The organism is Klebsiella pneumoniae complex sp. WS1778 (assembly GCF_049472055.1).
Classification (GTDB): domain Bacteria; phylum Pseudomonadota; class Gammaproteobacteria; order Enterobacterales; family Enterobacteriaceae; genus Klebsiella; species Klebsiella quasipneumoniae.
The window spans coordinates 743,113-769,307 of the sequence record NZ_JBKGTJ010000001.1; the positions used below are offsets into that span (position 1 = coordinate 743,113).

Genomic DNA, 26,195 nt, shown 5'->3' on the forward strand with positions numbered 1-26,195 from the left:
GGTGAGACATCTAAAAGTGATTTATAAAAAGATTGCCACAGAACTGAAGGCCCGCATCAACAGCGACGACTATGCCGTCGGCGATATGCTGCCCAGCGAAAAAGCGCTGGCTGCGGAGCTGCAGGTCTCGGTGATGACGCTGCGCAAAGCGCTGGCGCTACTCGAGGAGGAAAAGCTGATCGCCCGGCGGCACGGCAGCGGAACCTGCATTGTGCGTAAAAGTAACTATCATGGCGGAGAGCTGGAGGGGTTTAACTACCAGATGCAGGTGGTGGGGGTCACCAACTACCGCAATAAGGTTATTGAGTTCACCTTGCTTGACGCCCCGCCGGCCATTGCCCAGCAGTTAAAGATCCAGCCGGGAGAAAAAGTCTACTACGTCAGGCGGCTGCGGCTGATTGATGAGGTCCCGATCCTGGTGGAGAACAGCTACATTCCCTACGCCGCTTTTCCGTGGCTCAGCGTGGGTAACCTTGAGCAGTCTAAGTTCAACTATTTCAAAAAAGAGTGCCATATCACCATTATTGAGAGCCACCGCAGCTATACCCCGGTGCTGGCGACCCGCGAGCAGGCGGAGCTGCTGCAGGTGGCGCCTAACAGCCTCCTGCTACGGGTGCAGTCTGTCAGCTACGCCCAGAACCGGGCGATCGTTGATTTCTCAGAGATCTACCAGAACACCAGTAAATACAATGTGAAGCACATTACCCGCCGCTAGGATGATTCCGCCAGCAACCCCCGGAGGACAAGCTCCAGCCCCAGCGCCAGCAGGAACAACAGAAAGCCCTGACGAAAGCGCTGCGGGCTGAGACGCGAGCGGATCCGCTGTCCCAGCCACATGCCGAGCAGCGCGGGCGCCAGCGCCAGCGCCGACAGCAGCAGCGAATCTGCGCGCCAGCCAGCGTGCAGAGAGAGGCCGGCCGCCATCGCCAGAGTGGACAGGGTGAACGACAATCCCAGGGCCTGGACCAGCTCGTCGCGACGAAAGCCCAGCGCCTGCAGCCAGGGCACCGCCGGAATAACAAATACCCCGGTCGCCCCGGTGATCACTCCGGTCAGTCCGCCCATCAGCGGCGACAGGCGCTTTTCCATGCGTGCAGAAACCTGCACCGCCGGACCACGGAGTGCGTATCCGGCATAAGCTATCAGCACGGCGCCCAGCGCTAGCGCCGACCACCGCGGGTTAAGATGGATGAGCAGTGACGATCCCGCCAGCGTGCCGATAATCATCCCGGTCATCATTAACCAGAGGCGACGCGCAATCTGCGCCAGCGCGGGGCCGGCCAGCAGCTGCCAGAGATTGGTCAACAGCGAGGGGAGCACCAGCAGGGCCGCCGCGGCCGGTGGCGGCATCAGCAGGCCAAGCAGGCCCATCGCCACGGTGGGCAGCCCCATACCGGTTACCCCTTTGACCAGGCCGGCGGCGATAAAGATCAGCAGTAAACAGAGAGTGTGGAGATCAAACATCATGGCTCACTTATCGGCTCAGAGAAGGGCATTGAAACAGCTGGTCGCGGGGGGGACAATGCGGTATGTTGCCCACAGGCTACGGTAAAACCGAAGGGAAGGAGGGCGCCATGCGACTGGATCTCGCCGATCTGCGGCTGTTTATCGCCATCGTGGATAGCGGCAGCATTACCGGCGGAGCGGCGGCGGCCCATCTGGCGCTGGCCTCCGCCAGCGAAAGGCTGCGCAAAATGGAGGCGGAGGTCGGGGTACCGCTGCTGCACCGTCATGCCCGGGGAGTGACAACGACCGAGGCCGGGGAGGTGCTGGCGCGCCATGCTCGTCCGTTGTTAGAGCAGCAGCGGCGTCTGCGCCAGGCGATGCACGCCTTCGCCCGCGGTCAGCAGGGAACGCTGCGCCTGTTTGCCAATACCTCGGCGATGTCGGCTTTTCTGCCGGGCAAACTCGCCGCGTGGATGGCAGCGCATCCCGGGATACAGATCGACACCGAAGAGCGCACCAGCGCGGATATTGTCAGCAGCATTCTGGCGGGCTTAGCGCAGGCCGGGGTGGTGTCCGATGCGGTCGATCCCGGGCCGCTGCGCCTGGAGCCCGTCGCGGAGGATCCCCTGGTGCTGATCGTGCCGCCGGCCCATGCCTTGCGTGAAACCGCCGAAGTGGCTTTCGCGACGATTATCCATGAGCCGCTGGTCGCGCTCTATCAGACCAGCGCGCTGCAGCAGCATATTGAAGAGCAGGCCGCCGGACTCGGCCAGGCGCTGAACGTCCGCATCAGGATGAGCCATTTTGAAGGGCTTTGCGAGATGGTGGCTCACGGTGCCGGCGGGGCGATCCTGCCGCGCGTTATTGCCGAACGCTATCAGCCGCGCTACCGGTTCACCGTTATCACATTACAGGATCGCTGGGCGCTGCGTCGGCTGTGCCTGTGCTATCAGGATGACGACCGCCTGTCGCCAGCAATGCGCCGCTTGCTGGAGTGGCTCCGCCAGCCCTGAGCCGCTATAAACATGGCCACGACGTAGTGACAGTGTCACTTTTTATGGCGGTTATTGCTACTGACTTCCGTGCCAGAGATGCGATAGTAGACGTCCGCCATTTATTAATACGCGAATCAGGACAGACAAGATGAGTACATTACCAAAGGTCGCGGTGCTGGGACTCGGCGCCATGGGACACGCTTTTGCCAGCAATCTACTGAAGAAGGGCTTTACCGTCGCGGGCTGGAACCGTTCGCCAGCGCGCGGCGAGGATTTACAGGCGCAGGGATTATCTCTGCACGCCACGCCGCAGCAGGCGGTGGCCGATGCTGAAGTGATCATCAGTATGCTCGCCGACGGTCAGGCTACCCTGGAGGTACTGGCGCAAATTGCGCCTGCCTGTCAGCCGCAGGCGATCTATTGCCAGATGGGCACCATTGGCCTGCCGGAGACCCAGCAGGCTATCGCCTTGCTGCGGGAGCTTCAGCCGGCGATGACCTTCGTCGATGCTCCGGTTTCAGGGACCAAAGCCCCGGCGGAGAAGGCGCAGATCCTGGTGCTCGCCAGCGGGGAGCGTGAAAAATGTGGCGCGGCGGAGCAGATATTTGCCGCTATCTCACGTGGGACGCAGTGGTTTGGTGAGGCGGGCAACAGCCAGAAAATGAAGCTGGTCCTCAATGCCTGGCTGATTTCGATGATGCAGGGCATCGCGGAAAGCGCTCAGCTGGCGAAGACGCTGGGCTTTACTCCCGACCAGCTGTGGAGCGCCCTGGAAGGCGGCCCGCTGGCCGCACCGTATGTCAAAGTCAAACTGGACGCCATCGCCAATGAGCAATTCGTGCCGCAGATGCAGCTGGCGCATGCGCTGAAAGATGCCCGGCTGGCGCTTTCCCTGGCCGAGCCGCACACCATGCCGGGGCTGGATAACATCGCCGAACTGTGGCAGCAGGCGGCGGACGCAGGATATGCCGGGCAGGATTTGTCCTCGATATATCAGTGGCTGTCGACGTCGGCGAAAGCGTAGTACCGCATCCTCAGGAAAAAGTGGCCGTGGTGGCCACTTATCCAGAGAAGAGTTATTTCCCGGAGAGAGCCGGGCGAGTGTCGATCCCTTCGTCAATGCGCTTGATCATATAGGGAAAAAACGGATTGGAAGACTGGCGCATCAGCGAGTCCAGGCCCACTACCAGCACAGAACGCTCGCCGCGAGCTGCAAAAGTGCCGAGGCTGATCCCGTATTGATTCAGCGGATGGGGATAGCGTCCGTACAGCGAATCGCTCAAGGGGAAGGGAAGCGCGACATGAGAAAGCGAATACACGTCCGGTAAATAATGCAGTCCCTGTAGCTTCTCCACCGTAGTGTCTGTTTTCCCGGCAGGTGTTGTTCGGATCTCCATCTCTGTACTGGCGGAATTGGCGTTAGTGATGATCGTGGTTTGATAAGCTCGCGGCGCTGCGGGCAGCAACCGCGCCAGCGCGGTGTAAGACGTCCGGCGTAATAATGAATTAAACCTGACCGCATGATTTAAATCGAACAGGACAATTTCACTGCCATTATCCGGCAAGCGGTTATACAGCGCCGTCACGATCGCCCGCGTACTGACCGTTGAATCCATGACGGACTGAAAGGTCAATACCGGCGGTAAGCTGTTAAGTTTCTGATTCCTCGCGTCAGCCACTATCTGCTTTTGCAGCGCTTTGGTCAGCAGGAAGGACTGCCGGGCGGCGTTCGTCGGGAAGGAGTTATATTTAAACGGATTAAATTCGGGCATGATGTTTAACCATGCGGCTTTCGAGAAGGCGGGGAGAAACGCGGGCCAGCCCGCGAGGCCGGAAAAACGCGCGAAGCTAGTAATGCCGATCATCGGAGAAATCAGGATCACCCGCTGGGGTTTTGCCAGTTCGGCATTATCCAGCGCGTCCAGCGAATACTTCATTGCCAGCGCGCCGCCGTTGGAAAATCCGACGATATGCAGGGGCGCATCTTTACCCGTCAGTCGTTTCGCTTCTCTCACCGCCAGGCGCGTGGCGGCCAGCCAGTCCTGCCAGTCCACGTCGGTCAGCCCGGCGGGAACCGTCCCATGGCCCGGTAATCTGATACCGATGGCGACATAACCCTGTTGGCGGTAATTTTCGGCGATATGCCGCAGGCTGTAGGGGGTATCTGTCAGACCATGCAGCAACACCACAGCACCTTGCGGTTTACCATCCGGCATCATGATGTATGACCGATTCCAGTTGGTGGGAAACGAGTCCGGATAGATGGGGCTGTGGCTGTAGTAACGATTCAGTTCGGTTTGCTGCTCAGCGTCCAGCTTATCGGTAACCTGGCGTTTTACCTCACTGAAGAGCGCATTCTCTTTTTTGATGTAATCGTTCCAGTCAGCATTGTCGATTTCATCCGCGTCCATCTCATGCGGAACCCAGGTATGCCAGAGCTGCAGATCGGGCCCGCGCTGAATGTCATAAAGGCGTAGTCCCAGAGCGCCAACGATCAACAGCAGCAGGGACAACACGATACGTTTTAACCAGGTTAGCCATTTCAATGCGTAGCTTCCTTTCTTAATGACATGTTTTCTGAGTATAAATAAACATGGTCAGGGAGATTTACTTTTTATTAGGTTTCCTGTTACCCAGGCGTTGCAGCAGCAGGTGAGCAAGTTCTTTGACTTGCAGCGAATAACCTGGCAACCCCCTGAGACGAGGATACGACGGCACGCCACTCATTTTTCACAAGTCTCGCCTGAGGACGTCATTCTCAGGTGTAACAACAGGCTTAACGATGCAGGTAAAACGGTCAGTGTAACCAGCGTGGCAATCAGTAGCCCCCCAATAATCGCATAGGCCATCGGTCCCCAGAATACCTGATGGGAGATGGGGATCATCCCCAGAATGGCGGCACAGGCAGTCAGGCAGATGGGGCGCGCACGATGCTCTGCGGCCGCAATAATGGCGGCATCGCTTGCCATCCCCTGAGCAAGATTGCTGTCAACCTCGCTAATTAGTATGACGGCGTTACGAATGATCATGCCAGCGAGCGCAATCACGCCAAGCAGAGCGACAAATCCCATCGGTGTTCCGCCAGGTAACATAGCCAGTACGATACCCGGTAAACCAAACGGGGCCATCAGTATAGCCAACGCCATACGGGAATAGTTGCGCAACTGGAGCATCAACAGCAAGAGCATGATGACCATTGTCACCGGCAGAACCGCATAGACCGAACTATTACCTTTTTCCGATTCAGCAACCGCGCCTCCTTCTTCAATGCTGTAGCCTTCAGGCAGTTCCGCGCGCAACCTGTCTACCGCTGGTCGCAACGCTGCGGATACTGCTTCAGCGCGAAGTCCCGGTGCGAGGTCAGTTTGCACGGTGATGAAAGGCAAACGCTGTCGACGCCAGATCACCGGATCATCCACGCCCCAGACTGGTGTGGCAAAGGCGCTGAGGGGGATTTGTTTACCGTCATTCCCCTGAATAGTCAGCGAAGAGAAGGTGGCGAGGTTAAGACGCTCATTGTCCCTGGCCCGGAGCACTACATCGACAAGGCGGTCATTTTCGCGAACCGACGTGACTATACTGCCGGACCAGACGGTATTGAGCATCCGGGCCAGACTTTCTGACGACACACCCGCAGCCCGGGCGGCGGTCTGATTGACCTTGAGGGTCATGACTCTCTCCGGCTCGCCTGCCATCTGATTAACCTCGCGGGAAGAGGGAGACCGACCAATGACATCACTCAGGCGATTCGCGATCGACCTGACCTTCAGATAGTCAGGCCCACTCACCCGATATTTGACTGGCCACCCGACCGGGGGCCCAAGTTCCAGGGGCGATACGCGCGTGATGATGTCGCTAAAGCGCGTAGCCAGTATCCTGTTTAACTGTCGATGAAGACGATCCCGCGCTTTAAGATCTTTAGCCACCACCACCATCTGGGCGATATTTTCATTTGCCAGAAGCACATCCATAGGCAGGTAAAAACGGATCGCTCCCGACCCAACGTATGTCGAAAAGCGCTCAACGTTGCGGTTGCCTGCCAGGGCCTTCTCCAGCTTTTCAACCCTATTTTGCGCTTCCGACTGCGAGGCATTTGCCGGTAGCGTCAGGCTTACCAGCAATTCTGGCCTGTCGGAGGCGGGGAAAAACTCCCCCTGCATAAAGGTTGTTCCGTATACGGACAGACCAAGCACAATGAGGGCAATACACACGGTGGCGAAGCGGTGACGCAACGCCTTGCGCAGTAGCCACTGGTATCCGCGGGCCATCCATCCAGGACCTTTCGCCTTCTGTCTGATGTTGTCAGATAACAGCCACGTGCCGGTTAACGGTGAAAACAGGATCGCGACAACCCATGAGCACAGCAGGGCGATGAGCACCACGGCAAACAGGGAAAAGCAATATTCACCGGCGCTGGACGCAGCAAATCCCACGGGAATAAACCCGGCAATCATCACAAGGGTGCCCGTCAGCATCGGAAATGCGGTCGTTTTAAAAGCCCGGGTAGCCGCCTGCCGGCGGGAATCCCCGGCTTCCAGACCAGAGACCATGGTTTCCACGGTGATCATGGCGTCATCGACCAGCAGGCCCAGCGCGATAATCAATGCGCCGAGAGAAATACGCTGCAGACCTATTCCTGCCAGCATCATTCCCGTAAAGGTCATGGCCAGAACCAGGGGGATGGCCGCAGCCACGACCAGTCCAGCTCGTAAACCCAGTGAGACAAACGAAACGGCCAGGACGATCGCCACGGCTTCGATAAGCACCCGGATAAACCCGCTTACGGCGTCGCTGACCACCGCTGATTGATCGGCAACCTTGACCATCTCAATACCGTGCGGCAGCGTGACGCTGATGGCATGCATTTTTGCATTCAGCGCGGCGCCGAAACGCAGCATATTACCCGTCGGCGCCATCGAGATAGCCAGCCCGATGGCGGGTTTGCCGTTGACCCGATAAACCGGTTGGGGAGGCTCGCCGTTTTCCCGGCTAACGGTGGCAATATCCGTCAGAGGAAGGTAACGATCGTTAATATGCAGCGTGACGGCACGTAAGCTCGCTTCAGATGTCAGCTCCCCGCTGACCTTTATCGCCATATTTTCCTGTCCGGTGCGGATTATACCTGCCGGGACAACCGCATTTTGTGCTCTGAGGGCATCCGCTACCTGCTGGATGTTCAGCCCCATACCTGCCAGACGCGCTGGAGAAAAAGAGAGGACTATCTGTTCCTGCTGCTCACCCAGCAGAGTGGTTTTTCCGATCTCCGGTAACGACATGAGTTCCCGGCGAATGGTCTCAACTTGGTCCCGGACCTCCCGTAGGGTATAGCCCTCAGGTATAAAGCCATAAATCGTACCGAACGTGTCATCAAACTCGTCGTCGACGGCGGGGCCCTGAACGCCTTCTGGCAACGACGGGGCAATGTCCTGCATTTTCTTGCGTACCTGATACCAGATATCCGGCACCTTTTCCGGCGGGGTATCGTCACGAAGATTGACATAAATAACGGTTCTCCCGGCACGGGATTCACTTTCGAGATAATCAAGCCAGGGGGTTTCCTGCAGCTTTTTTTCCAGCGTATCGGTCAGCAGTCGGGTGGTATCCGTTACGGATGCCCCGGGCCATTGCGCGGAAACGACAGCCGTTTTAATCGTAAACGCCGGATCTTCATTACGTGGCAGCTTCTCATAACAGAACGCGCCCATAGCAATGATCAGTAGCATGAAAAAACTGACCATCTGTTGATTATTTAGCGCCCAGGCGGAGAGGTTAACTTTCTCATTCAATACTGGTTTCATGATTCGCACTCCCCGGCAATCACCGGCTCGCCGGAGCGTAATTTACTCACGCCGGCGGTAATTACCCGGTCGCCTGGTTCAAGGCCGCCGGAGATAATGACCGAGGTGGCGGTATAGTATGCTGGCACCACCACGCGAAGCTGTGCCTGCGACTGCGGATTAATTACATAAACTGCCGGTTTGTCGCCGACGCGACTCAGCGCTGAAGCGGGAAGGGCGTATCCATGCGGGCCGGTTGCGGGTAACGTGACGGTGACGCTGGCGCCCAACACCATTGCCAGCGGCGGGTTTTGCAGAGTAGCCCTGACGCGCCATGTGCGGGTCTGAGGATCGGCCTGCGGGCTGATATCTCTTAGCGCGGCGGACGCTTGCACCGACGGGTCGCTGAGGAGGGACACTCGCAAGCCAGCCTGTTCCTGTGGCGGGATCGCATCGGGTTTAGCGATATCAAACACCACATCGCGGGCTTCACCGGTCGCCAGCGTCAACACCGACTGACCACCACTGACCACCTGACCTGCAGAGGCGCTTACTTCGGTGATCACGCCGCTTTGCGGCGCCATCAAACGCGTCCAGCCAAGGCTTTCCCGGGCATTACGCAATGCGGACTCGCTGTTTTTTAAACGCGCGCGGGCGACAAGCCAGTCTGCGCGGGCGGTATCGAGCTGCGTGCGGGCAATCGCGCCTGTTGGCATGAGCTTTTGCATTCGGTTGAGGTTAAGTGCAGCAACCTGAGCAGCGGCTTTGGCTCCTTCATAATCAGCCTGTGCGCCATCGAGCTGATTCTGACTGGTTGTATTTTCAAGCGTGGCCAGCAGTTGCCCTGCATTGACCCGATCGCCAATATCGACGCTACGCGTCACTATCCGGCCGCCGGTACGAAAGCTGAGAATCGTTTCATCGTGCGCATGGATCTCTCCGGTTCTTTCCAGCGCGGGAAGGGTTTGCGCTGAGCCAACAACAACGTAGCGCACCGTTCGCACAGGATCAGTCGTATTACCATGGTTGTCCCCGCATCCGGGCAGCAGAAAAATCACCACCGAAAGAATGGTCAGGGGAAGAAAGTGCAGCCAGGAAAGGGTGCGCGCCACGTCGTACAAATGGTGCAGACTGTGGCGGAGGGAGAGTAAAAATTCATCTGACATAACGCCGCTCCATAAAGGTTACGGCGTTATTAAATGCGCGCTTAGTCGAGAAAGATTCGACGTTTTGTCAAGGTATTATCAAGAGCGGCTATTTTCCATCTCAGACGACGTCCAGGGTAACAAAATGCTGACTGCGAGTCCGCCGGTTTCAGGTAACGACGCGCTGATACTGCCTCCATGAGCCTGACAGATCGCGCTAGCGATGGATAAACCGAGACCGCTGCCTCCGGAGTGGCGGGCACGCGACTGCTCCTCCCGGCTAAAACGGTTGAACATTTCCGGCAGGAACTGGGAGGATACCCCCGGGCCGTCATCGCGAAATTCGAGGTAATATTGCCCATTGGCGTAGTGCAGCGTGACATCAAGATGGCCGCCATCACGCCCGTAACGGAGGGCATTTTCCATAAGGATAGTAAAAACCTGGCCCATACGGAACGTATCGCCTTTGAAGGGACACGCCTGAGAATGATGAAGTCTGATGGTAAAACGATGTGCATCAGCCTGGGGCATGATCCATGTTGCCCGTTCCTTAAGCAGCTCATCCAGATAAAAGGGTTCGTTTTCCAGAACCAGATTCCCGGCATCAGACAGCGAGAGCAGATGAAGTTCATCGGTCAGGCGATTCAGGTGCTGAAGCTGTTTCATTACCATGGCCAGTTGCTCCGGGCTGGCATCAAACACGCCATCCAGCATGCCCTGTAAACGTCCAATAGCGGCAGTCAGGGGGGAGCGAAGCTCATGCGCCATGGCCACATGAGAGGTACGTAACTCTTTTTCATAGCGGGCCAGTTTTACCGTCATGGTATTAAAGTCACTCGCAAAGCTGACCATTTCAGCCGGCGCATTCCTGATGAGCTCTGCCTGGCGGCCAAATTGTCCTTCGGCGACGTCCTTTGCCGCATCACGCAGCCGGCTGAACTGCAGCGCCAGTGGCCTGGCATATCTCAATCCCATCACCACAATAAAAGGGATCATGACCAGGACCAGTAACGCCACGGTGACCCAGTCCGCCGAGGCGATGGATGGGGTTGAATAACTCAACCCCCACCAGGTATCGACGATTTGATGGAAGCGCGCCGGGTTGGCCTGCGGGTTCTGGCTGAGCGCAAGAAACTCTTGCCGGACCGATACCGGCATTCTGCCCAGGTTCCAGTAATTCTGCACCGCATAACGTAGCCACATACAGGTCGCAATGACAATTACGCTTCCGATGGCCAGCGCTAATATACGTGCGCAAATCCAGCGCCACAGGGAGGAGTAGCGATTTTTTGTCATGGTTGTCTGAACCGGTAGCCTACGCCGCGAACGTTAACCAGCACGCCGGAAATACCCGCCGCCTCGAGTTTTTTACGCAGGTTATAAATATGGGTATCCACCACGCGCTCCAGGGCTTCACTTTCCGGCAAACAGTGCTCCAGTAAATGCTGGCGGGAAAAAGGTCGTGAAGGAGAGCGCATAAGCGTGGTCAGTAGTGAAAATTCGGTTGGGGTGAGGTCTAACGTCCGCGGTGTGTTGTTCCCGTCGACAATACTCGCCACGATGGCCGTGACATCCACTTCAAGTGATTGCCAGCGAAGGATCTCTTCCTTTGTTTCTTTTTTATTGCTACGGCGCAGTACCGCCTGTACCCGAGCAACAACTTCTCCCGGATGGTAAGGCTTAACAACATAATCATCAGCGCCATAGCGCAGAGCGCCAATACGATCGGGAGTATCGCCCATGGCGGTGACCATGATCACCGGAACATCATTTTTGCGACGCAGGCCAGCCAGGACTTCGGTGCCGTTAAGCCCCGGAAGCATCACATCCAGCAGAATCAGATCGGGTTTCCACCGGTGCGCCATATCCAGCCCGGAAAGTCCATCTCCGGTAATGACGACATCGTAATTTTCACGGCATAAATAGGCTTCGAGCACGCCAGCCGCATCGGCGTCATCTTCAATAATCAGCACTCTTCTGGACAACATCCATTCACCTTGACCGTTTCTTAACACTATCCCGACGATTCATTGATTTTGCCAAAGCATACTGCGCCAACATTTTGTGGCAGCTCCTGCTTCAGGAGAAGCCGGCATCTGTTAGGAGAACAGTATGATAGCGATAAAAAAAGCCCTGTATATGACCGTACCGCTTTTGACGGTCATCACATCCTGCGTACAGGCAAATGATAACGCCTCTTCCGGCTCTTTCACTATCGGGCTGGGAGGGCGCTACGCTCCGCGATATTCAGGTTCAGACAAGCAGGTATGGCAGGTGGTTCCTGTATTGCAGGGTCGTAACGGCGCTTTCTTTATTGATTCGCAGAAAGGGGTAGGGTATGACCTGCAAAACACCAGCGGCTGGTACTTCGAACATACGCTGGGGTACGATCTGGGAAGGAAGGATAAAAACGCCAGCTGGCGGGCAGGGGCAAATAATTTGAAAGGGATGGGAGATATTGATGTTTCCCTGAATACAGCTCTTGCCGTCGGCTGGCAGGCTTTTTCCTGGCTCAGTGTTGAAGGTAAAGCGACGCTGCCTTTAACGGACAGCCAGGGGGTAAGCTACCAGGCATCCTTCACGTTTATTCCCGTACAAACTGGCCAGGACACGTTCGCCTTTCAAACGGCGGCCCTGTTTGGCGACAAGCGTTACCTGAATACCTGGTATGGCGTGAATTTGCAGCAGAGCCAGCGCTCAGCTTATAGCCGCTATTCAGCACCGGGGGGATTTTATGGCATAGACAACAGTCTGGTCTGGAGCCACCAGTTTGATGCCCACTGGGGCACGGTTTTGAGTGCTGACTATACCTGGCTTGGGGAGCATGCTAATGAAAGCCCGATCGTGTTACGACGTAACGAGGCGGCACTGACAGCAGCTGTCACATGGACATTTTAGGTCGGAAAGTATGGCGTGCGTTTTGCCGGGAAAGGTCAAAATTGAGTGAGTCGGCATTGTCTGGCAGATAGGCAACCAGAAGCGAGACCTGATGTTAACCGCGCCGGAAAGCCGGGTGCGGTCAGCGTGTCGCCGTCGGGCGTTCGCCTAATGAACCCAACGACGATCGAGAGCGCCATATGCGTGCCGGAGGAGTTTATGAAAAACGCCATCGCTGGTCCGCGGGAAGTTGTTGGACACGTGGTGCACGGTCGGCATCAGAGTACCGTGAGTGAAAACAGCGCGAGTCATATACAAACGAGTAAGCAGCCGGTGGAGGACAAGATGGAGCCTATGAATTTCATGGGGTAGAGTTGTAACTATGGTTGGGTTACGCGTCCTGATATTCTATTTAACATAATATACATTATGCGCACTCATATTGTGGTGGCTAAGTTGTTAGGTTTTCTCCTGGATAAGTTACTCGTAGATTCAGCATCGATAGATTCTGATGACGGCTCATGCGGCGGAGTTTTTTGGTTTGACGTTTACTGCTCAGTTATATCGCAACGGCGTCTGCCCAACAGCTGATAACAATTGTCGAGTCCACGGGTGGCGTGGCGCCCGAAAAATTTGATCCACACTGCCGCTTTCGACTACCTCGCCGTCTTTCATCACCGCAATACGATGACTCATATGCTGCACCACGCCCAGATCATGAGAGATAAACAGCATTGACAGATGCAAACGGCGTTGCAGCGCTACCAGCAAATCCAACACTTGCGCCTGGGTGGTGACATCCAGCGCCGACACCGGCTCGTCGCAAATCAGAATATCCGGCTCGCAGGCCAGGGCCTGGGCGATGGCGATACGTTGCCGCTGCCCACCGGAAAGCGTGGCCGGACGTCGCGTCAGCAGATCAGGACTTAAACCAACCAGCGCCAGCAACGCCTGCGCACGTGACAACCGGTCCGCGGCTGTGAGCGTCGTATGCAGGCGGAGAGGCTGTTGCAGCAATTGCGCCACGTTATATTGCGGATTAAATGAACCCAGCGGATCCTGCACAATCGTCTGGATACGCGACCGCAACGGCTGCCGCTGACGTTCTGTCAGCCTGCTCCATGGTTGCCCAGCGAGAAGGATCTCGCCCTGTTGCGGTGCCTGCAGCGCCAGCGCCAGTTTGCCTAGCGTGGTCTTCCCGCTACCGGATTCGCCCACAATGCCCAGCGTTTCGCCCTGCGCGACCTCTAACGTCACCTGATTGACGGCCTGCAAGCGACGGCCATCCGGCAGAACATACGCCAGTGATACGTTATCGGCAGCCAGCACGGGTGTGGTGCTGTCAGTACTGATGTTCTCCCGCACTACCGTTTGACCCAGCGGATCGTTTCCTGTTAACCACGTCCCACGCGTACCGGCAGAGGGAATGGCCGCCAGCAGACGGCGGGTATAAGGGTGTTGCGGCGCATGCAGCACCTGTCGCACCTTGCCGCTCTCCACTGCTTTGCCCTGCCGCATCACCACCACACGGTCGGCAATATCCGCCACCACCGATAAATCATGGGTGATCAGCAGCACGCCATGCCCGGCATCCGCCAGGGCCCTGAATACATTCAAAACTTGTTTTTGTACGGTGGCGTCCAGCGCGGTAGTAGGTTCATCGGCAATGAGTAATCGCGGCCCCGCCGCCAGCGCCGACGCGATGAGCGCTCGTTGGCGCAAGCCACCGGAGAGTTCATGTGCGTACTGCGCCATCCGGTTATGCGGATCGGGGATGCCGGTTTGCATTAACAGCTCCGCCACGCGTTCGCGAACTGCCGCCCCCCGTTCCAGGCGGTGCGTCAACAACGGCTCCGCGACTTCCTGACCAATCCGGCGCAGCGGGTCAAGCGAGGTCAGTGCATCCTGCAAAACAAAACCAATTTCGCGCCCGCGTAGTTGCTGCCAACGGCGGGCATCGCACGCCAGTAAATTCTGCGACAGGCCATCGTGCCCATGCAATATCAGGGACTCGGCGCGAACAGCCGCCCCTGCCCCCGCCAGCCCGACTAGCGTCCGGGCCGTGACGGATTTACCCGAACCGGACTCGCCTACCAAAGCCAGGACTTCACCGGCATGCACGTCAAACGATAAGGCGTTAACCGCCTCAATCAGCCCCTGCGGCGAGGGGAAGCTGACGCTCAGTTGCGCCACCTGTAACAGCGGTTGCTGGAAGGTCTCTGAAGTCATGCGATCCCGCCTTTGGCAATAAGGGTTTGAACACGTCGGCCCAGCAGCGTAATGGCAATCACCGACAGCGCGACAACGCTGGCGGGCAGCAGGCTGACCCATGGGGCGCTATCGAGAAAATTACGTCCCTCAGAGAGCAATGCGCCCCACTCCGCCGTCGGCGGAGTCACCCCAAGTCCAAGGAAACTGAGGGCCGAGGCGGATAATATGGAATACCCTATCCCCACCGTTGCCAGTACCAGCAGCGGGCGCAGCGTATTGGGCACAATATGGCGCAAAATAATCACCATTGGCGGCTCTCCCAACGCCACCGCATGCTGCACATACCCCGATAACCTGACCTGCAACACTTGCGCGCGCACCAGCCTGGCATAGCCAGCAATGCCGGCCAGTCCGACCGCCAGCAGGGTATTCTCTGGCCCACGCCCCAACACCGTGATAGCCAGCAGCGCCAACAGCAAATCGGGGAACGCCAGCATAATGTCCAGTAGCCGTACGAGTAACTGCCGTACCGCCCTGGGCGCAAGACCTGCCAGTGTCCCCAGCACAATACCGCCCGCGCTGGCAATCAGGGTCGCGCCGACCCCAATGCTCAGCGACAGCGAGGTGCCATACACCACGCGGGTAAACACATCACGCCCCAACTGGTCAGTACCGAACCAGTGTCTGAGGTCCGGCGGCTGCAAAATCGCGCTGAAATCCATCTGTTCGGGGGTGTACGGCGTGAATAGCGATGGAAAAAACACCGCCACCACGAGCAGTAGCACCAGTAACAACGGAATGCTGGTACCCGGCGCCAGCCACGGGTTACGATAGCGCCCCCCGTCGCGGCGGGCCACCCGCAGTAAAAGATCACTCATCAGCATGCCCTCGCAGACGTAGACGGGGATCGATCAGTAAATAAAGGGTATCAATCAGCAGGTTAATCACCACAAACAACAGCGCGGAGAACATCACCACCCCCAGCACCAGGGGCATGTCTCGGTTCTCAATCGCACCGAGAGTGATTTGCCCCAGCCCCGCCCGACCAAATACTGTTTCGGTCAGAATTGAGCCGCCTAATACGCTGGCCAGCAGCGTCCCCGTCAGCGTCGACACCGCCAGCGAGGCATGGCGCAACGCATGCCGTAAGCGCAGCGCAGTTTCACTCACCCCTCGCGTACGCACGGTCATGGCGAACGGCTGCGAAAGCGCCTCCTCCAGCCCATCACGCAGCACCTGGCTGAGTGTCGCAGCCAGCGGCAGGCTGAGCGTCACCACCGGCAGCACAAGGGCGATCCAGCCATCGTTACCGGTCACCGGAAACCATTGCAGTTTGAAACTGAAAATGCTCAACAACACGATGCCGATCCAGTACACCGGTGTGCTAAGCAGCATCAGCTCCAACCCGGCAAGCAGAGACCGCAGACGCGGATGACGTCCGGCTGTCAGTAATGCGTTAAATACCGCCAGTACCAGTGCCAGCGCCAGGGCGCTGACGGCCAGCGGCACCGTCTCTTTCAACGCTGCGCTAATCACCTGCACAACAGGCTGGCGATACTGATAACTCACGCCAAGGTTGCCCGTCAGCGCCTCGCCACAGTAGCGCAAATATTGCCACCACAGTGGCTTATCCAGGCCGAACTGGCGGGTCAGTGTCTCGCGAAAACTATCATCCACAACGCTGTTGGCGCTGCCTATCAGAATTGCCACAGGATCGCCGGGGATCAGTTTTACCGCAACAAAGGTCAGCGTTGCCGCACCCCACAGCACGGCGAAAATGGTCAGCAGGCGCTTGCCTGCTGCCAGCAGCTTAGCGTTGGATCCAGACATCATAGAAATTCGGCTTCGCGTTCGTGGCCCAGCTAATGCCCTGCACCTGTTTGGCTTTCCCTAACTGATATGCCGGGATGTAAATTGGCACCGCCCAGGCCTGATCGATAATCTGGTGCTGGATGGCATAGTAGATGCGTTTACGCTCGGCTTCGCTGGCACCGACAGCGGTTTCCAGTTGGCTATCCAGCGCTTTAACGCGGCTGAAGTTGTTCCCCTTCGGCGGAATATAATTGGAATGGAAAACGGTACGCAGGATGTCCGGCTCCGGGCGAACAAAATAGTTCGAGATAATGTCGTACTGGTTAGCCGCCGTGCGGCTGCTGAGAATGCCTGAATCCACCGGATCGAGTTTCAGTTCAAAACCGGCTTGTTTTACCTGGTATTGAATTGCCTGGAACAGCGTCACGTCAGCGGCTTCGACATCGTTTGAAGAATAGGTAAATTGCACAGTAAGGCGTTTACCCTCCTTGACCCGGTAGCCTTCGCTATCGGTTTGCTGCCAGCCGGCTTCATCCAGAAGACGGCGGGCTTTTTGCAGATCAAACCCCCACTGGCTCGCAATGGCCGGATCGTAATCCAGCGTAGCGGGTCCAAGAATATTGTCGGCAGGTTTCAGGATGCCAAAGAACGCGGCTTTAACGGCAGTAGTGCGATCGATGGCGCTCTGGAAGGCCTGCCGCACTTTCAGGTCGCTGAAGATCCCTGTGTCGCTATTCAAATAAAGGACGCGCGGAACGCCGGGGTTTTCCCTGGTGATCACATCCAGCTTCGGGTTATTTTTTACCTGCGCATAATTCACCGGCGGAATGGCATCGATCACCTGTACCTGCCCGCTATTCAGCGCGCCAAGACGTACCGCTGACTCCGGCAGGTACTTAAATTCGATCTTATCCAGCCATGCCGGGCCTTTATGGGTGGCATAGCCCGGACCCCAGTTGTAATCGGCGCGCTTGCTGAGTTTACTCCCGCTGCCTTTGACAAACGATTCGAGGATAAAGGGACCGGAACCGACCACGGTATTGCTGGTATTCGCCGTTTTCTGCAGATAAGCCGGTGACTGAATACCGAGATACGGCAAGCTCAGCCCCTGCAGCAGCGGTGCGAAAGGCGTTTTATAGCGGATCACCACGGTGTACTCATCTGGCGTAGTGATCGCGTCAATCGGCCCCAACAACGATTTGGAGTAACTGGAGGTGGTTTTCGGATCGAGTATGCGTTCAAAGTTATATTTTACCGCCGCAGCATCCAGTTTCGTGCCATCACTAAAAGTCACATCCTTGCGAAGATGGAAGGTGTATTCGCGGTTATTGTTTTTAATTTCCCAGCGTTCCGCCAGCCATGGTGTAAAGCTGTTATCTTCCGCCTGGCCGACCAAAGAATCCACCACGTTACGCGTAACCAGAGCGGTGACGGAATAAGCGGTAATAGAGGGGTCAATAATCGGGGTATCGCTGCCCAGAGCGACCGTCAGCACCCCCCCCGCGACAGGTTTATCCTGTGCGTGAGTGGTGAAGCTGGCAGTAAGCGTTAGCGCGGAAAGCAGACTGATGCGCAATAAACTGTTCTGTGAATAAATGCTTCGTTTCATCCCTTTTCCTTGGCCTGGTTTTTGTTAAATATCTGGCAATTAAAGTCCATTGTAGGGGGAGAGCCGCCGTCGAGTAACGATGGATAATTTATATCTATTTCTGAAAATAGCTTTTTCTTCAGGTGGGAAGAAAAGAAAAAAGAGAGCCCCGAGCTACAGGCCCGAATAAAATAACATAAATGCTCGCCCTCTATAATTTCTCTCAAAAGAGTCAGAAGGCAGCTAAATTAACCCTCCGACTTTATTAAGATAAAAATGTGAAATAAGAATCGGCATTAACGGTAATGGTAAGTTTCGCCAACAAGACGCAGAACGTCAAGATATAACCCGTATTCAGGAGACGCCGCGTCCGGCGCCCCCTGTGATCCACCTCGCGGCTACTCCTCGTACGCCGCGTGATGGAAATCAATTTCCCACTGCAGCACCTCGCCGTAAAGCGCCGATAACGCCTGCTTTTCGTCTTCACTCAGCGCCATGGCGCAGCGGTCGAGTTCGTTTTTTAGCCAGAGAGCCTGCTGATAAAATTCGTCCTCCGCGTGCATTTCCACCCAGCGTCGTAAATCAGCATCGCTCTGATAATGTTCGCTCGCCCGTCGGCACCAGAAATAGTACATCCATTCCGCACCGAACATCAGGGTCACAATCTGCTCATAGCTGCCCTCGTGGGCGGTCCGCAGCATACAGTCGCGAAAGCGCCGTACCCCGGGCAAATCATCCGGGTACTCAGCGGGATCGATCTGCCGCGCTGACAACACCTGTTCAAACCACGCGATCTGTATATCAACCAGGGCATTCAGCACGCCAATCAGCCAGCGCTGCTGTTGAATACCCGGCGCTTTGCTGACCCCGAGGGCAAAAATCGCGATCGCCGTCGCGACAAAGTTGCCCTCAAACACCAGATAGCGGTTGAAGACGACTGTCGGCAGACGATCCTGTTCGATATCAGTCACAAACGGGTGCTGCTGCATCGCCTGCCACGCCGGTTGATGTTCGCGCAGCAGGCGTTCGCTAAACGCTTCCATTAAGCTTCCTCCAGCGCGGCCTGCGCGACCGACATAAAATGTTTCACCCGGGCCAGCTCAACATCGTTCCACCAGACGCCATCGACCTTCATTGTACTGGCCACAATGACCCCCTGAGTCCGCCCGAGGATCTGCATCACGTTAGCCGGTGTCACCCCGGAGCCCACCAGGAGCGGTAGTTCCGTCGCCGCGCGGATCTCGTCAATTTCCGCCATCGTGGCGCTATCGCCCGTACGCTGGCCGGTGGCGATCACCGCGTCAGCCTCGAAGAAATCGACATCGCGCGTCAGTTCCTGAATCGAACGATCGGCGACAATGGCATGGCTACCGTGCTTAACGTGGCTATCGGCAAAAACGCGAATATGTTCAGCGCGCAGCATACTGCGGTAGCGCAGCGCCTTAGCGGCCGCCCCTTCTATAAATCCTTCGTTGGCGATATAGGCGTTGGCCCACTGGTTGACGCGGACGAAATCGGCGCCTCCCGCCAGGGCGATCGCCATTGCCGGGATCGCCGCGTTAGCCAGAACGTTAATGCCCAGCGGCACAGCAAAACGTTCACGAACTTTCTCGGTAATGACCGCCATCAGCGCTGAGGTTTCATGGCCGATATCCTCAGGTTTAGAGAAAGGAATATCGCCATGGTTTTCAATAATCAGACCATGAACACCGCCTGAAATATAATTTTCAGCATCACGAAGCGCACGTTCAACAATATCCGAGACTGATTTTCCTCGATATTTTGGCGAGCCAGGAAATGGGTCGCAATGAATAACACCAATAACAGCCTTGCTTCGTGAAAAAATAGCTTGTATTGCATTCGTTTTTTCTGCTGAGATAGCAACCATCTTATCCATCCTGTTAAGGGAACACTATGCGTGTTTACGTTACTGGTAATATTACCGTAGATGAAACCTGGTCCATTCCGGATATACCGAAAAAAGGAGCCTCCATTCACGGCGTTAAAGTGTCGCAGGATATCGGCGGTAAAGGCGCGAACCAGGCGATTATATTATCCCGCTGCGGAATAGAGACGCGTTTAATTGCCGCCACGGGAAATGACAGCAACGGCGCGTGGATCCGCCAGCAGATAAAAAATGAACCACTGACGCTACTACCCGACGGCCATTTCAATCAACATAGCGATACCTCGATTATTTTAAATAGCGCTGATGGCGACAACGCCATCATTACCACTACGGCGGCGGCCGATACATTCAGCCTGGATGAAATTATTCCGCATATGGCGGATGCCGTCGCTGGCGATATTCTGCTACAGCAGGGCAATTTCTCCCTCGATAAAACGCGGGCGCTGTTCCAGTACGCCAGAAGCCGCGGCATGACGACGGTATTCAACCCCTCACCTGTCAATCCTGACTTTTGCCATCTGTGGCCACTCATCGACATCGCTGTGGTCAATGAATCCGAGGCCGAGCTGCTCCAGCCATACGGGGTGAAAACCTTAGTGATTACCCAGGGTGCCGCAGGCGCCTGGCTGGTCCAGGAGGGCCAGCGTCAGTTTTGTCCCGCCGTGCCCGCCGAGGCGCTTGATACTACCGGCGCGGGCGACACGTTCCTCGCCGTCATGTTGGCTTCCGCCCTGCTGCGCGGCGTCGCGCCGGATGCGCTGGCGCTGGCGCACGCCAGTCGCGCTGCCGCCATTACCGTTAGCCGCCGGGGAACGCTCAGCGCGTTTCCCGGCAGCCATGAGCTCGCCGCCCTGTTAACCACGGGCGGCGCGCGCTGACCTACTTAAACAGTGGACGGTATGAATCGACGTTCGCTTTGGTTACCACCGTCGCCGGAACCAGAATGGTTTTCGGCACGGTTTTACCCGACGTGATGCTGTTCAGCGCATTCAGGGCTTCTGCGCCCATCTTTTCCGGGTCCTGCTGCAGTACGGCGGTGACGTAGCCGCCGTCAATACCGGAAATCGCCTTCGCCGTCAGATCCCAGCCAAAGACTTTAATATCCTTCTGCCGCCCCTGGTTTTCCACGGCGGCGATAGCGCCGAGCAGCGCGGGTTCGCCGGTGGCATAAATCGCTGTCAGATCCGGATTACCGGTGATCAGGTTTTCCGCCGCGGTCATCGCTTTATCCTGCACATTCTGCCCGTCGACCACGTTAGCGATAGTAATCTTCGGATTGCTTTTCAGCGTATCTTCGAACCCTTTCTGCCGCTGGTTCTGAATGGCCGAATTCAGCGCACCGACAATACCCAGTCGCGCCTGGCCGCCCATCTCTTTCTGCACGTAGTCTACGAAGTATTGACCAATAATTCTGCCGCCTTCAATATTATCAACGCCGACCTGAGCTGCCTGTGGCCCGGCCGGTAATACGGCATCAATCGCAATCACCGGAATGTTTGCGGCGGCGGCTTCTTTAACCGCTGGCATGATCCCGTTAACGTCGATAGCAGCAACCAGAATGCCTTTAACGCCTTGCTGAATATAGTTTTCTATCGCGTCGTTTTGCGCCACGGGATTATCGTTAGAGTTAAAAATAACTAAATCCTTGCCACTGGCTTTGGCCGCATCCTGTGCGCCTTTATTCATCAGATTAAAGAACAGCGCCTGTTGGTTGATTTGTACCAGCGCATAAGTCGGACCGGCAGCGCTGGCGGCAGAAATAAAACTCATTGATGCCAGCATGGTCGTGGCGACAGCAAGGAAACGCAGTTTTCCGGTGTGAAATAACATCATCAGTATCCTCGTCGGGAATAGTTGATAGCCAGCAGAGTTCCGCGCCGCATGCGAACGCAGAAGGATTATTTTTTTGGCGGGCAAATATCGTCTATATCGCCAGAACAATCATTGAACGTTCGGCGGATACCTGCTTAATGTCATCCCGGCAACCGGTCCGTGTCGGTGCGCGACTGGAATAACTTAAACGGGGTTGGGAATGACTTCCCGGATGATGCGGTAAACTGCCTATACAATTCTCTGCTGATTAAAATTTGTCAAGCATTTATTTTTGGTGATTGTTCGCAGAGAAATTGCTGTATCCACCGCGCTTAACTATGTTACAGATAGCCGATTCTGGCAGAAATGGCGCAGGAAATGAGTATAAAACGCGTATTGTTATCCGATGTGGCAAAGCTGGCGGGGCTGTCGAAGGCGACCCTGTCGCGCTATATGAACAACAGTATTGTGCTGCCGCAGGACACCATCGACCGCATCGAAACCGCCATTCGCGAACTGGACTATCGCGGCAATAGCCTGGCACGTCGTCTTAGCAAAGGCGGCAGCGAAACGCTTGGCCTGGTGCTTCCCGATATTACCAACCCCTTCTTTGCCGAACTGGCCGACGCTGCCGAAGAGGCTGCTTCTGCCAGCGGCTACAGCCTGGTGCTGTGTATCACCCGCAACAACCCGGAAAAAGAGTGCCAGTTCATTCGCTGGCTGGATACCTGCCAGGTCGACGGTCTGCTGTTCACCACCAACCGCCCCGATAATGGCCTGCTGCGCAAGGAAGTCCAGCGTCACGAACGCATTGTCCTGCTGGATGAAGATATTCCCGGCAGTAAGGTACCGAAAGTGTTTGCCGATAACGTCCAGGGCGGGCGGATCGCCACCGAAAAACTGATCGCCGCCGGGCATCGCCATATCGCTTTCGTCGGTGGCCCGGACAAGCTGATGAGCGTCCGTGAGCGCTATCAGGGCTTTTGCACCGCGATGGAGCAAGCGGGCCTGAGCTGGCCGCCCGAATGGGTGATGTATGGCGACTACCAGCGCGAGTTTGGCCAGCAGGCGCTGCGGTACCTGTTCAGCCAACCGGTTCGCCCCACCGCCGTCTTCGCGGCCAGCGACTATCTGGTGCTCGGCCTGCTCGATGGCTTGCGCGCCAGCGGGCTCCAGGCGCCGGAGGCGCTTTCGTTAGTCGGCTTCGATGACGCCAACTACGCCGATTTTACCCAGCCGCGGATCTCCACTATCCGTCAGCCCGCCCGCGAACTGGGCCGTACCGCGGTGAACATCATGATGCGCCTGCTAAACGACGATCCGGATATCCCTGCGGAAACCCGCCTGCCGGTTGAATGGATTGGCCGCGACTCGATCAAGATCTGTTAAGCCCGTTCCAAAATGGCGCAAAAGCGCCCGCTTTTGGCGCAAAAAACGATCAATTAACAATTTATTCACTATAATCAGTAAACCGGTTTACCGGATTTTATTCAATTAAGTGTATTGAATACATAAGGTTAAGTTACAGGGCTGCTGTGTGGTTCCTGCCCTGGCACGGATGCTGCAACGTTCTTACTGGCGAACAAATATCTTACATAGCGTTTGTCCTGACTGTACTGGCGAGGGCTCTATTCCGCAGGTAAACCGGTTTACTAGATTGTAAACCGTGTCGGATAGAGTCCCTCCCGCAGGATGGCGAACATTTTCCCGGCCACAGCGATGGGAGTTATCAGATGCAGCAGTCACAAACTACCCCGCCAAGGGTAGAGATGATCAATATCACCAAGACCTACGGGTCGATACGCTCATTGCGCGGAGTCAACCTTGAGCTGGCCCCGGGCGAAGTGCTGGGCTTAGTGGGCGATAACGGTGCGGGGAAATCCACCCTGACCAAAGTGCTCTCTGGCGCGGTGATCCCCTCCAGCGGCACGATTCGTATCGACGGTGAACAGCAACAGTTTACGAATCCGGCCGATTCGCGCCGTTGCCATATCGAGATGGTCTACCAGGATCTGTCGCTCTGCGACACGGTCGACGTCGCGGGCAATCTGTTTATGGGCCGTGAGCCGATGAAATCGGTCCTCGGCATCCCCTTTCTCGACGAGGCCAAAATGCACGCCGATGCCAGAGAGATGCTTAAAGGGCTCGGGATCTCCATTCCGGATACTCACCTGCTGGTGCGAAATCTCTCCGGCGGCCAGCGCCAGGCTATAGCCATCGCCCGCGCCGCGGCCTTTGACCCGAAAGTGCTGATTATGGATGAACCCACCGCCGCGCTGGCCGTCGCGGAAGTTGAAGCGGTTCTGGAGCTCATTCGCCGCGTTTCCGCTCGCGGGGTGAGCGTGATTCTGATTACCCACCGCCTGCAGGACCTGTTCCTGGTCTGCGACCGGATCATGGTGATGTATGAGGGTACGAACGTCGCCGACAGACGGGTGTCCGACACCAGCCTGAGCGATATCGTTAACCTGATTGTGGGCGAAAAATTCACCGCCCGCTCTGCGGCAGCACATTGAGGTAACAGGATGAGTATCATGAACTTAAGCAGCTCCCGCATGATCCAGCATTCGCTGCCGCGCCGCCTGCTGCATAACCACTCAGGCGTGGTCAGCATCGCGCTCTTTTTCGTCTTCTGCTGCGTGGTGTTTTCGCTGATCACCAGCAACTTTCTCACCGGCACCAACTGGCTCAACATTATCCGTCAGAGCGCCCCACTGCTGATCGTCGCGACGGCTATGACTCTGGTCATTACCACCGGCGGTATCGATCTGTCGGTAGGCTCCACCCTGGCGCTGGTCGGCGCACTCTCCGCTATCGCTCTGAATAACTGGGGGCTGCCGTGGCCGGTGGTACTCCTCGGCGGCCTGCTGCTCGGCGGATTCGTTGGCGCCATCAACGGCTTCTTTATTGCCTATGAAGGCATTCCGGCGTTCATCGTCACGCTCGCCACCCTGGCCGTAGTTCGCGGCATCGCGCTGCTGGTCACCCAGGGCTACTCGATTCCGGTACCGGCTGACAGCCTGTTTACCTTTATCGGACGCGCGTGGGTAGTTGGTATCCCCATGCCCGCGCTGATCGGCATGATGATACTGGTGATCGGGCATATCGTTCTCAACCATATGCGCTTTGGCCGCTACGTGACCGCTATCGGCGCCAACGCCGAAGGCGCGCGGCGCAGCGGCATTAACACCAAAGCGGTGACCATGAAGGTCTATATCATCAGCGGAATGGCCGCCGCGCTGGCGGGGATGATCATTACCGCACGCCTCGGCAGCGGCTCTTCCAACCAGGGCGAAGGCTTTGAACTGCAGGTCATTGCTGCCGTTGTGCTAGGCAGCACCAGTCTGTTTGGCGGCTTCGGGACTATTATTGGCACGCTGCTGGGCGCGCTGTCGATTGCGGTCATTCAGAACGGGCTGATCCTGTCGCATATTTCGCCGTTTTACACCCAGATAGCCACCGGCACCATTATCCTGCTGGCTATCTGGCTGAACACCCGCATTCTCAACCCGACGCGCTCCGCGGCAAAAGGATAGCTGATGAAAGGATCAATTTTTCGCCATCCCTCCCCGCTGCCGGTTGGCGTCAGCAGCGGTTATGTAATGACTGTGCTTGGCCCACTACCGATTAACGAAATGGGCGTTACTCTGATGCATGAGCATATTCTGCTGGATGCCTCCGGCAAATGGGTGCCACCCTGCTGCTGCAGCGATCGCCATCTTGCCGAAATGCCGGTGAAAATGGAAAACCTTGGCGAACTGTCGCTTAACCCGCTGATGAGCCGCGATAACTGTCAGCTGTTTGATGTCGACGTTGCGATTGACGAGCTGACTAAATATCGAGCCCTTGGCGGAGAAACGGTGGTCGACCCGACCAATATCGGCATTGGCCGCGATCCGAAAGCGCTGGCGCGCATCGCGCGTCTGACCGGTCTGAACATCATTATGGGTACCGGGCTCTATCTGGAAGCTTCGCACCCTGAGTGGGTAAAAATCAGCAGCGTCGAACAGCTGACCGAACGGCTGATTTACGATCTTGGCGGCGCGGAGGAGAAACCGGAGGTGCTCGCCGGGCTCATCGGCGAAATCGGTATCTCCAGCCGCTTTACGCCGGATGAGGAGAAATCCCTGCGCGCTGCGGGTCGGGCCAGCGCCGCGACCGGCGTGCCGATCGAGGTCCATCTGCCCGGCTGGGAGCGGCTGGGCCATCGGGTGCTGGATATTCTCGAGCAGGAAGGCGCCGATTTACGCCATACCGTGCTGTGCCATATGAATCCCAGCTTTGCCGATAAGCGCTACCAGCGCGAACTGGCACAGCGCGGGGCGTTTCTCGAATACGACATGATCGGCATGAGCTATTACTACGCCGACGAGTCGGCGCAGTCGCCCTCCGACGAGGAGAACGCCCGCGCGATCCGCGAGCTGATTGACGACGGCTACATCCAGCAAATTCTGCTGTCGCAGGACGTCTTCCTGAAAACCATGCTCACCCGCTACGGCGGCCACGGTTATGGCTACATACTCAAGCATTTTGTTCCGCGTCTGCGGCGCCACGGCGTCAGCGGCGAACAACTTGAAACCTTAATGATTGGAAACCCCCAGCGGGTCTTTGGCGGATAAAAGG

Annotated in this window: 22 protein-coding genes; 9 read left to right on the top strand and 13 right to left on the bottom strand. The window is 56.8% G+C overall.

Annotation, left to right across the window (positions count from 1 at the left end; genetic code table 11):
- Positions 1-16 precede the first annotated feature (16 nt).
- The gene (locus ACLEXF_RS03895) at positions 17-715 is read left to right on the top strand and encodes a GntR family transcriptional regulator (RefSeq protein ID WP_004205898.1); all 699 of its coding nucleotides are present in this window, start codon (positions 17-19) and stop codon (positions 713-715) included.
- Here the strand turns inward: ACLEXF_RS03895 and ACLEXF_RS03900 are convergent.
- Entirely contained in the window at positions 712-1,464 is a 753-nt protein-coding gene (locus ACLEXF_RS03900; RefSeq protein WP_025999256.1) for a sulfite exporter TauE/SafE family protein, read from the bottom strand. The genes ACLEXF_RS03895 and ACLEXF_RS03900 overlap by 4 nt on opposite strands.
- 110 nt (positions 1,465-1,574) lie before the next feature.
- Between ACLEXF_RS03900 and ACLEXF_RS03905 the strand changes: the two genes are divergently transcribed.
- Together ACLEXF_RS03905 and ACLEXF_RS03910 are read left to right on the top strand one after the other, a co-directional pair.
- Positions 1,575-2,459 carry a LysR substrate-binding domain-containing protein gene (locus tag ACLEXF_RS03905; protein WP_114506220.1) on the top strand — a complete coding sequence of 295 codons (885 nt, stop codon included), beginning with the start codon at positions 1,575-1,577 and terminating at the stop codon, positions 2,457-2,459.
- 130 nt (positions 2,460-2,589) lie between these two features.
- Positions 2,590-3,465 (top strand): NAD(P)-dependent oxidoreductase, encoded by an 876-nt coding sequence (locus ACLEXF_RS03910; protein ID WP_017900395.1) that lies wholly within the window; start codon positions 2,590-2,592, stop codon positions 3,463-3,465.
- Between the two features lie 52 nt (positions 3,466-3,517).
- On the opposite strand, the gene ACLEXF_RS03915 is transcribed toward ACLEXF_RS03910, so the two are convergent.
- From ACLEXF_RS03915 to ACLEXF_RS03935, 5 genes are all read right to left on the bottom strand, one after another.
- The gene (locus ACLEXF_RS03915; protein ID WP_004205892.1) at positions 3,518-4,987 is read right to left on the bottom strand and encodes an alpha/beta hydrolase; all 1,470 of its coding nucleotides are present in this window, start codon (positions 4,985-4,987) and stop codon (positions 3,518-3,520) included.
- 177 nt (positions 4,988-5,164) lie between these two features.
- Complete coding sequence (locus ACLEXF_RS03920; protein ID WP_423265728.1) at positions 5,165-8,239, bottom strand: efflux RND transporter permease subunit; 3,075 nt, start codon at positions 8,237-8,239, stop codon at positions 5,165-5,167.
- Entirely contained in the window at positions 8,236-9,384 is a 1,149-nt protein-coding gene (locus tag ACLEXF_RS03925) for an efflux RND transporter periplasmic adaptor subunit (RefSeq protein ID WP_423265729.1), read from the bottom strand. The genes ACLEXF_RS03920 and ACLEXF_RS03925 overlap by 4 nt, the downstream gene beginning before the upstream one ends.
- 78 nt (positions 9,385-9,462) lie before the next feature.
- Positions 9,463-10,659: a sensor histidine kinase gene (locus tag ACLEXF_RS03930; protein ID WP_407259794.1), complete on the bottom strand. Its 1,197-nt coding sequence runs from the start codon at positions 10,657-10,659 to the stop codon at positions 9,463-9,465.
- Positions 10,656-11,351, bottom strand: coding sequence for a response regulator (locus ACLEXF_RS03935; protein WP_048294862.1), 696 nt, complete (start codon positions 11,349-11,351; stop codon positions 10,656-10,658). Before ACLEXF_RS03935 ends, ACLEXF_RS03930 begins: the two co-directional genes overlap by 4 nt.
- 124 nt (positions 11,352-11,475) lie before the next feature.
- Between ACLEXF_RS03935 and ACLEXF_RS03940 the strand changes: the two genes are divergently transcribed.
- Positions 11,476-12,261, top strand: coding sequence for a MipA/OmpV family protein (locus ACLEXF_RS03940; protein ID WP_043519566.1), 786 nt, complete (start codon positions 11,476-11,478; stop codon positions 12,259-12,261).
- 534 nt (positions 12,262-12,795) lie between these two features.
- Here ACLEXF_RS03940 and ACLEXF_RS03945 read toward each other — a convergent pair.
- The 6 genes from ACLEXF_RS03945 to ACLEXF_RS03970 all read right to left on the bottom strand — a co-directional run bounded on the left by ACLEXF_RS03945 (position 12,796) and on the right by ACLEXF_RS03970 (position 19,739).
- Positions 12,796-14,469, bottom strand: coding sequence for a dipeptide ABC transporter ATP-binding protein (locus tag ACLEXF_RS03945; protein WP_242391397.1), 1,674 nt, complete (start codon positions 14,467-14,469; stop codon positions 12,796-12,798).
- Entirely contained in the window at positions 14,466-15,329 is an 864-nt protein-coding gene (locus ACLEXF_RS03950; RefSeq protein WP_012968221.1) for an ABC transporter permease, read from the bottom strand. Before ACLEXF_RS03950 ends, ACLEXF_RS03945 begins: the two co-directional genes overlap by 4 nt.
- Complete coding sequence (locus ACLEXF_RS03955) at positions 15,322-16,284, bottom strand: ABC transporter permease (RefSeq protein WP_008804871.1); 963 nt, start codon at positions 16,282-16,284, stop codon at positions 15,322-15,324. Before ACLEXF_RS03955 ends, ACLEXF_RS03950 begins: the two co-directional genes overlap by 8 nt.
- The gene (locus tag ACLEXF_RS03960) at positions 16,262-17,872 is read right to left on the bottom strand and encodes an ABC transporter substrate-binding protein (RefSeq protein WP_008804870.1); all 1,611 of its coding nucleotides are present in this window, start codon (positions 17,870-17,872) and stop codon (positions 16,262-16,264) included. The genes ACLEXF_RS03955 and ACLEXF_RS03960 overlap by 23 nt, the downstream gene beginning before the upstream one ends.
- Positions 17,873-18,249: 377 nt before the next feature.
- Positions 18,250-18,894, bottom strand: a complete 645-nt coding sequence (locus tag ACLEXF_RS03965) for a TenA family protein (protein WP_064150037.1) — start codon at positions 18,892-18,894, stop codon at positions 18,250-18,252.
- Positions 18,894-19,739, bottom strand: coding sequence for a BtpA/SgcQ family protein (locus tag ACLEXF_RS03970; protein ID WP_032740651.1), 846 nt, complete (start codon positions 19,737-19,739; stop codon positions 18,894-18,896). Before ACLEXF_RS03970 ends, ACLEXF_RS03965 begins: the two co-directional genes overlap by 1 nt.
- 26 nt (positions 19,740-19,765) lie before the next feature.
- On the opposite strand from ACLEXF_RS03970, the gene ACLEXF_RS03975 reads away from it, so the two are divergent.
- Complete coding sequence (locus tag ACLEXF_RS03975; protein WP_032456053.1) at positions 19,766-20,638, top strand: PfkB family carbohydrate kinase; 873 nt, start codon at positions 19,766-19,768, stop codon at positions 20,636-20,638.
- 1 nt (position 20,639) lies between these two features.
- Here the strand turns inward: ACLEXF_RS03975 and ACLEXF_RS03980 are convergent, their stop codons facing one another.
- On the bottom strand, positions 20,640-21,593 hold the full coding sequence (locus tag ACLEXF_RS03980; RefSeq protein WP_049138059.1) for a substrate-binding domain-containing protein: 954 nt from the start codon (positions 21,591-21,593) through the stop codon (positions 20,640-20,642).
- 345 nt (positions 21,594-21,938) lie between these two features.
- On the opposite strand from ACLEXF_RS03980, the gene ACLEXF_RS03985 reads away from it, so the two are divergent.
- The 4 genes from ACLEXF_RS03985 (at position 21,939) to ACLEXF_RS04000 (ending at position 26,191) form a co-directional block, all read left to right on the top strand.
- Positions 21,939-22,961 carry a LacI family DNA-binding transcriptional regulator gene (locus tag ACLEXF_RS03985; RefSeq protein WP_004190069.1) on the top strand — a complete coding sequence of 341 codons (1,023 nt, stop codon included), beginning with the start codon at positions 21,939-21,941 and terminating at the stop codon, positions 22,959-22,961.
- Positions 22,962-23,341: 380 nt separating this feature from the next.
- Positions 23,342-24,088 carry an ATP-binding cassette domain-containing protein gene (locus ACLEXF_RS03990; protein ID WP_074186512.1) on the top strand — a complete coding sequence of 249 codons (747 nt, stop codon included), beginning with the start codon at positions 23,342-23,344 and terminating at the stop codon, positions 24,086-24,088.
- Between the two features lie 18 nt (positions 24,089-24,106).
- The gene (locus ACLEXF_RS03995) at positions 24,107-25,108 is read left to right on the top strand and encodes an ABC transporter permease (RefSeq protein ID WP_016161045.1); all 1,002 of its coding nucleotides are present in this window, start codon (positions 24,107-24,109) and stop codon (positions 25,106-25,108) included.
- Between the two features lie 3 nt (positions 25,109-25,111).
- On the top strand, positions 25,112-26,191 hold the full coding sequence (locus ACLEXF_RS04000; RefSeq protein ID WP_032417129.1) for a phosphotriesterase family protein: 1,080 nt from the start codon (positions 25,112-25,114) through the stop codon (positions 26,189-26,191).
- The last annotated feature ends 4 nt before the right edge of the window (positions 26,192-26,195 follow it).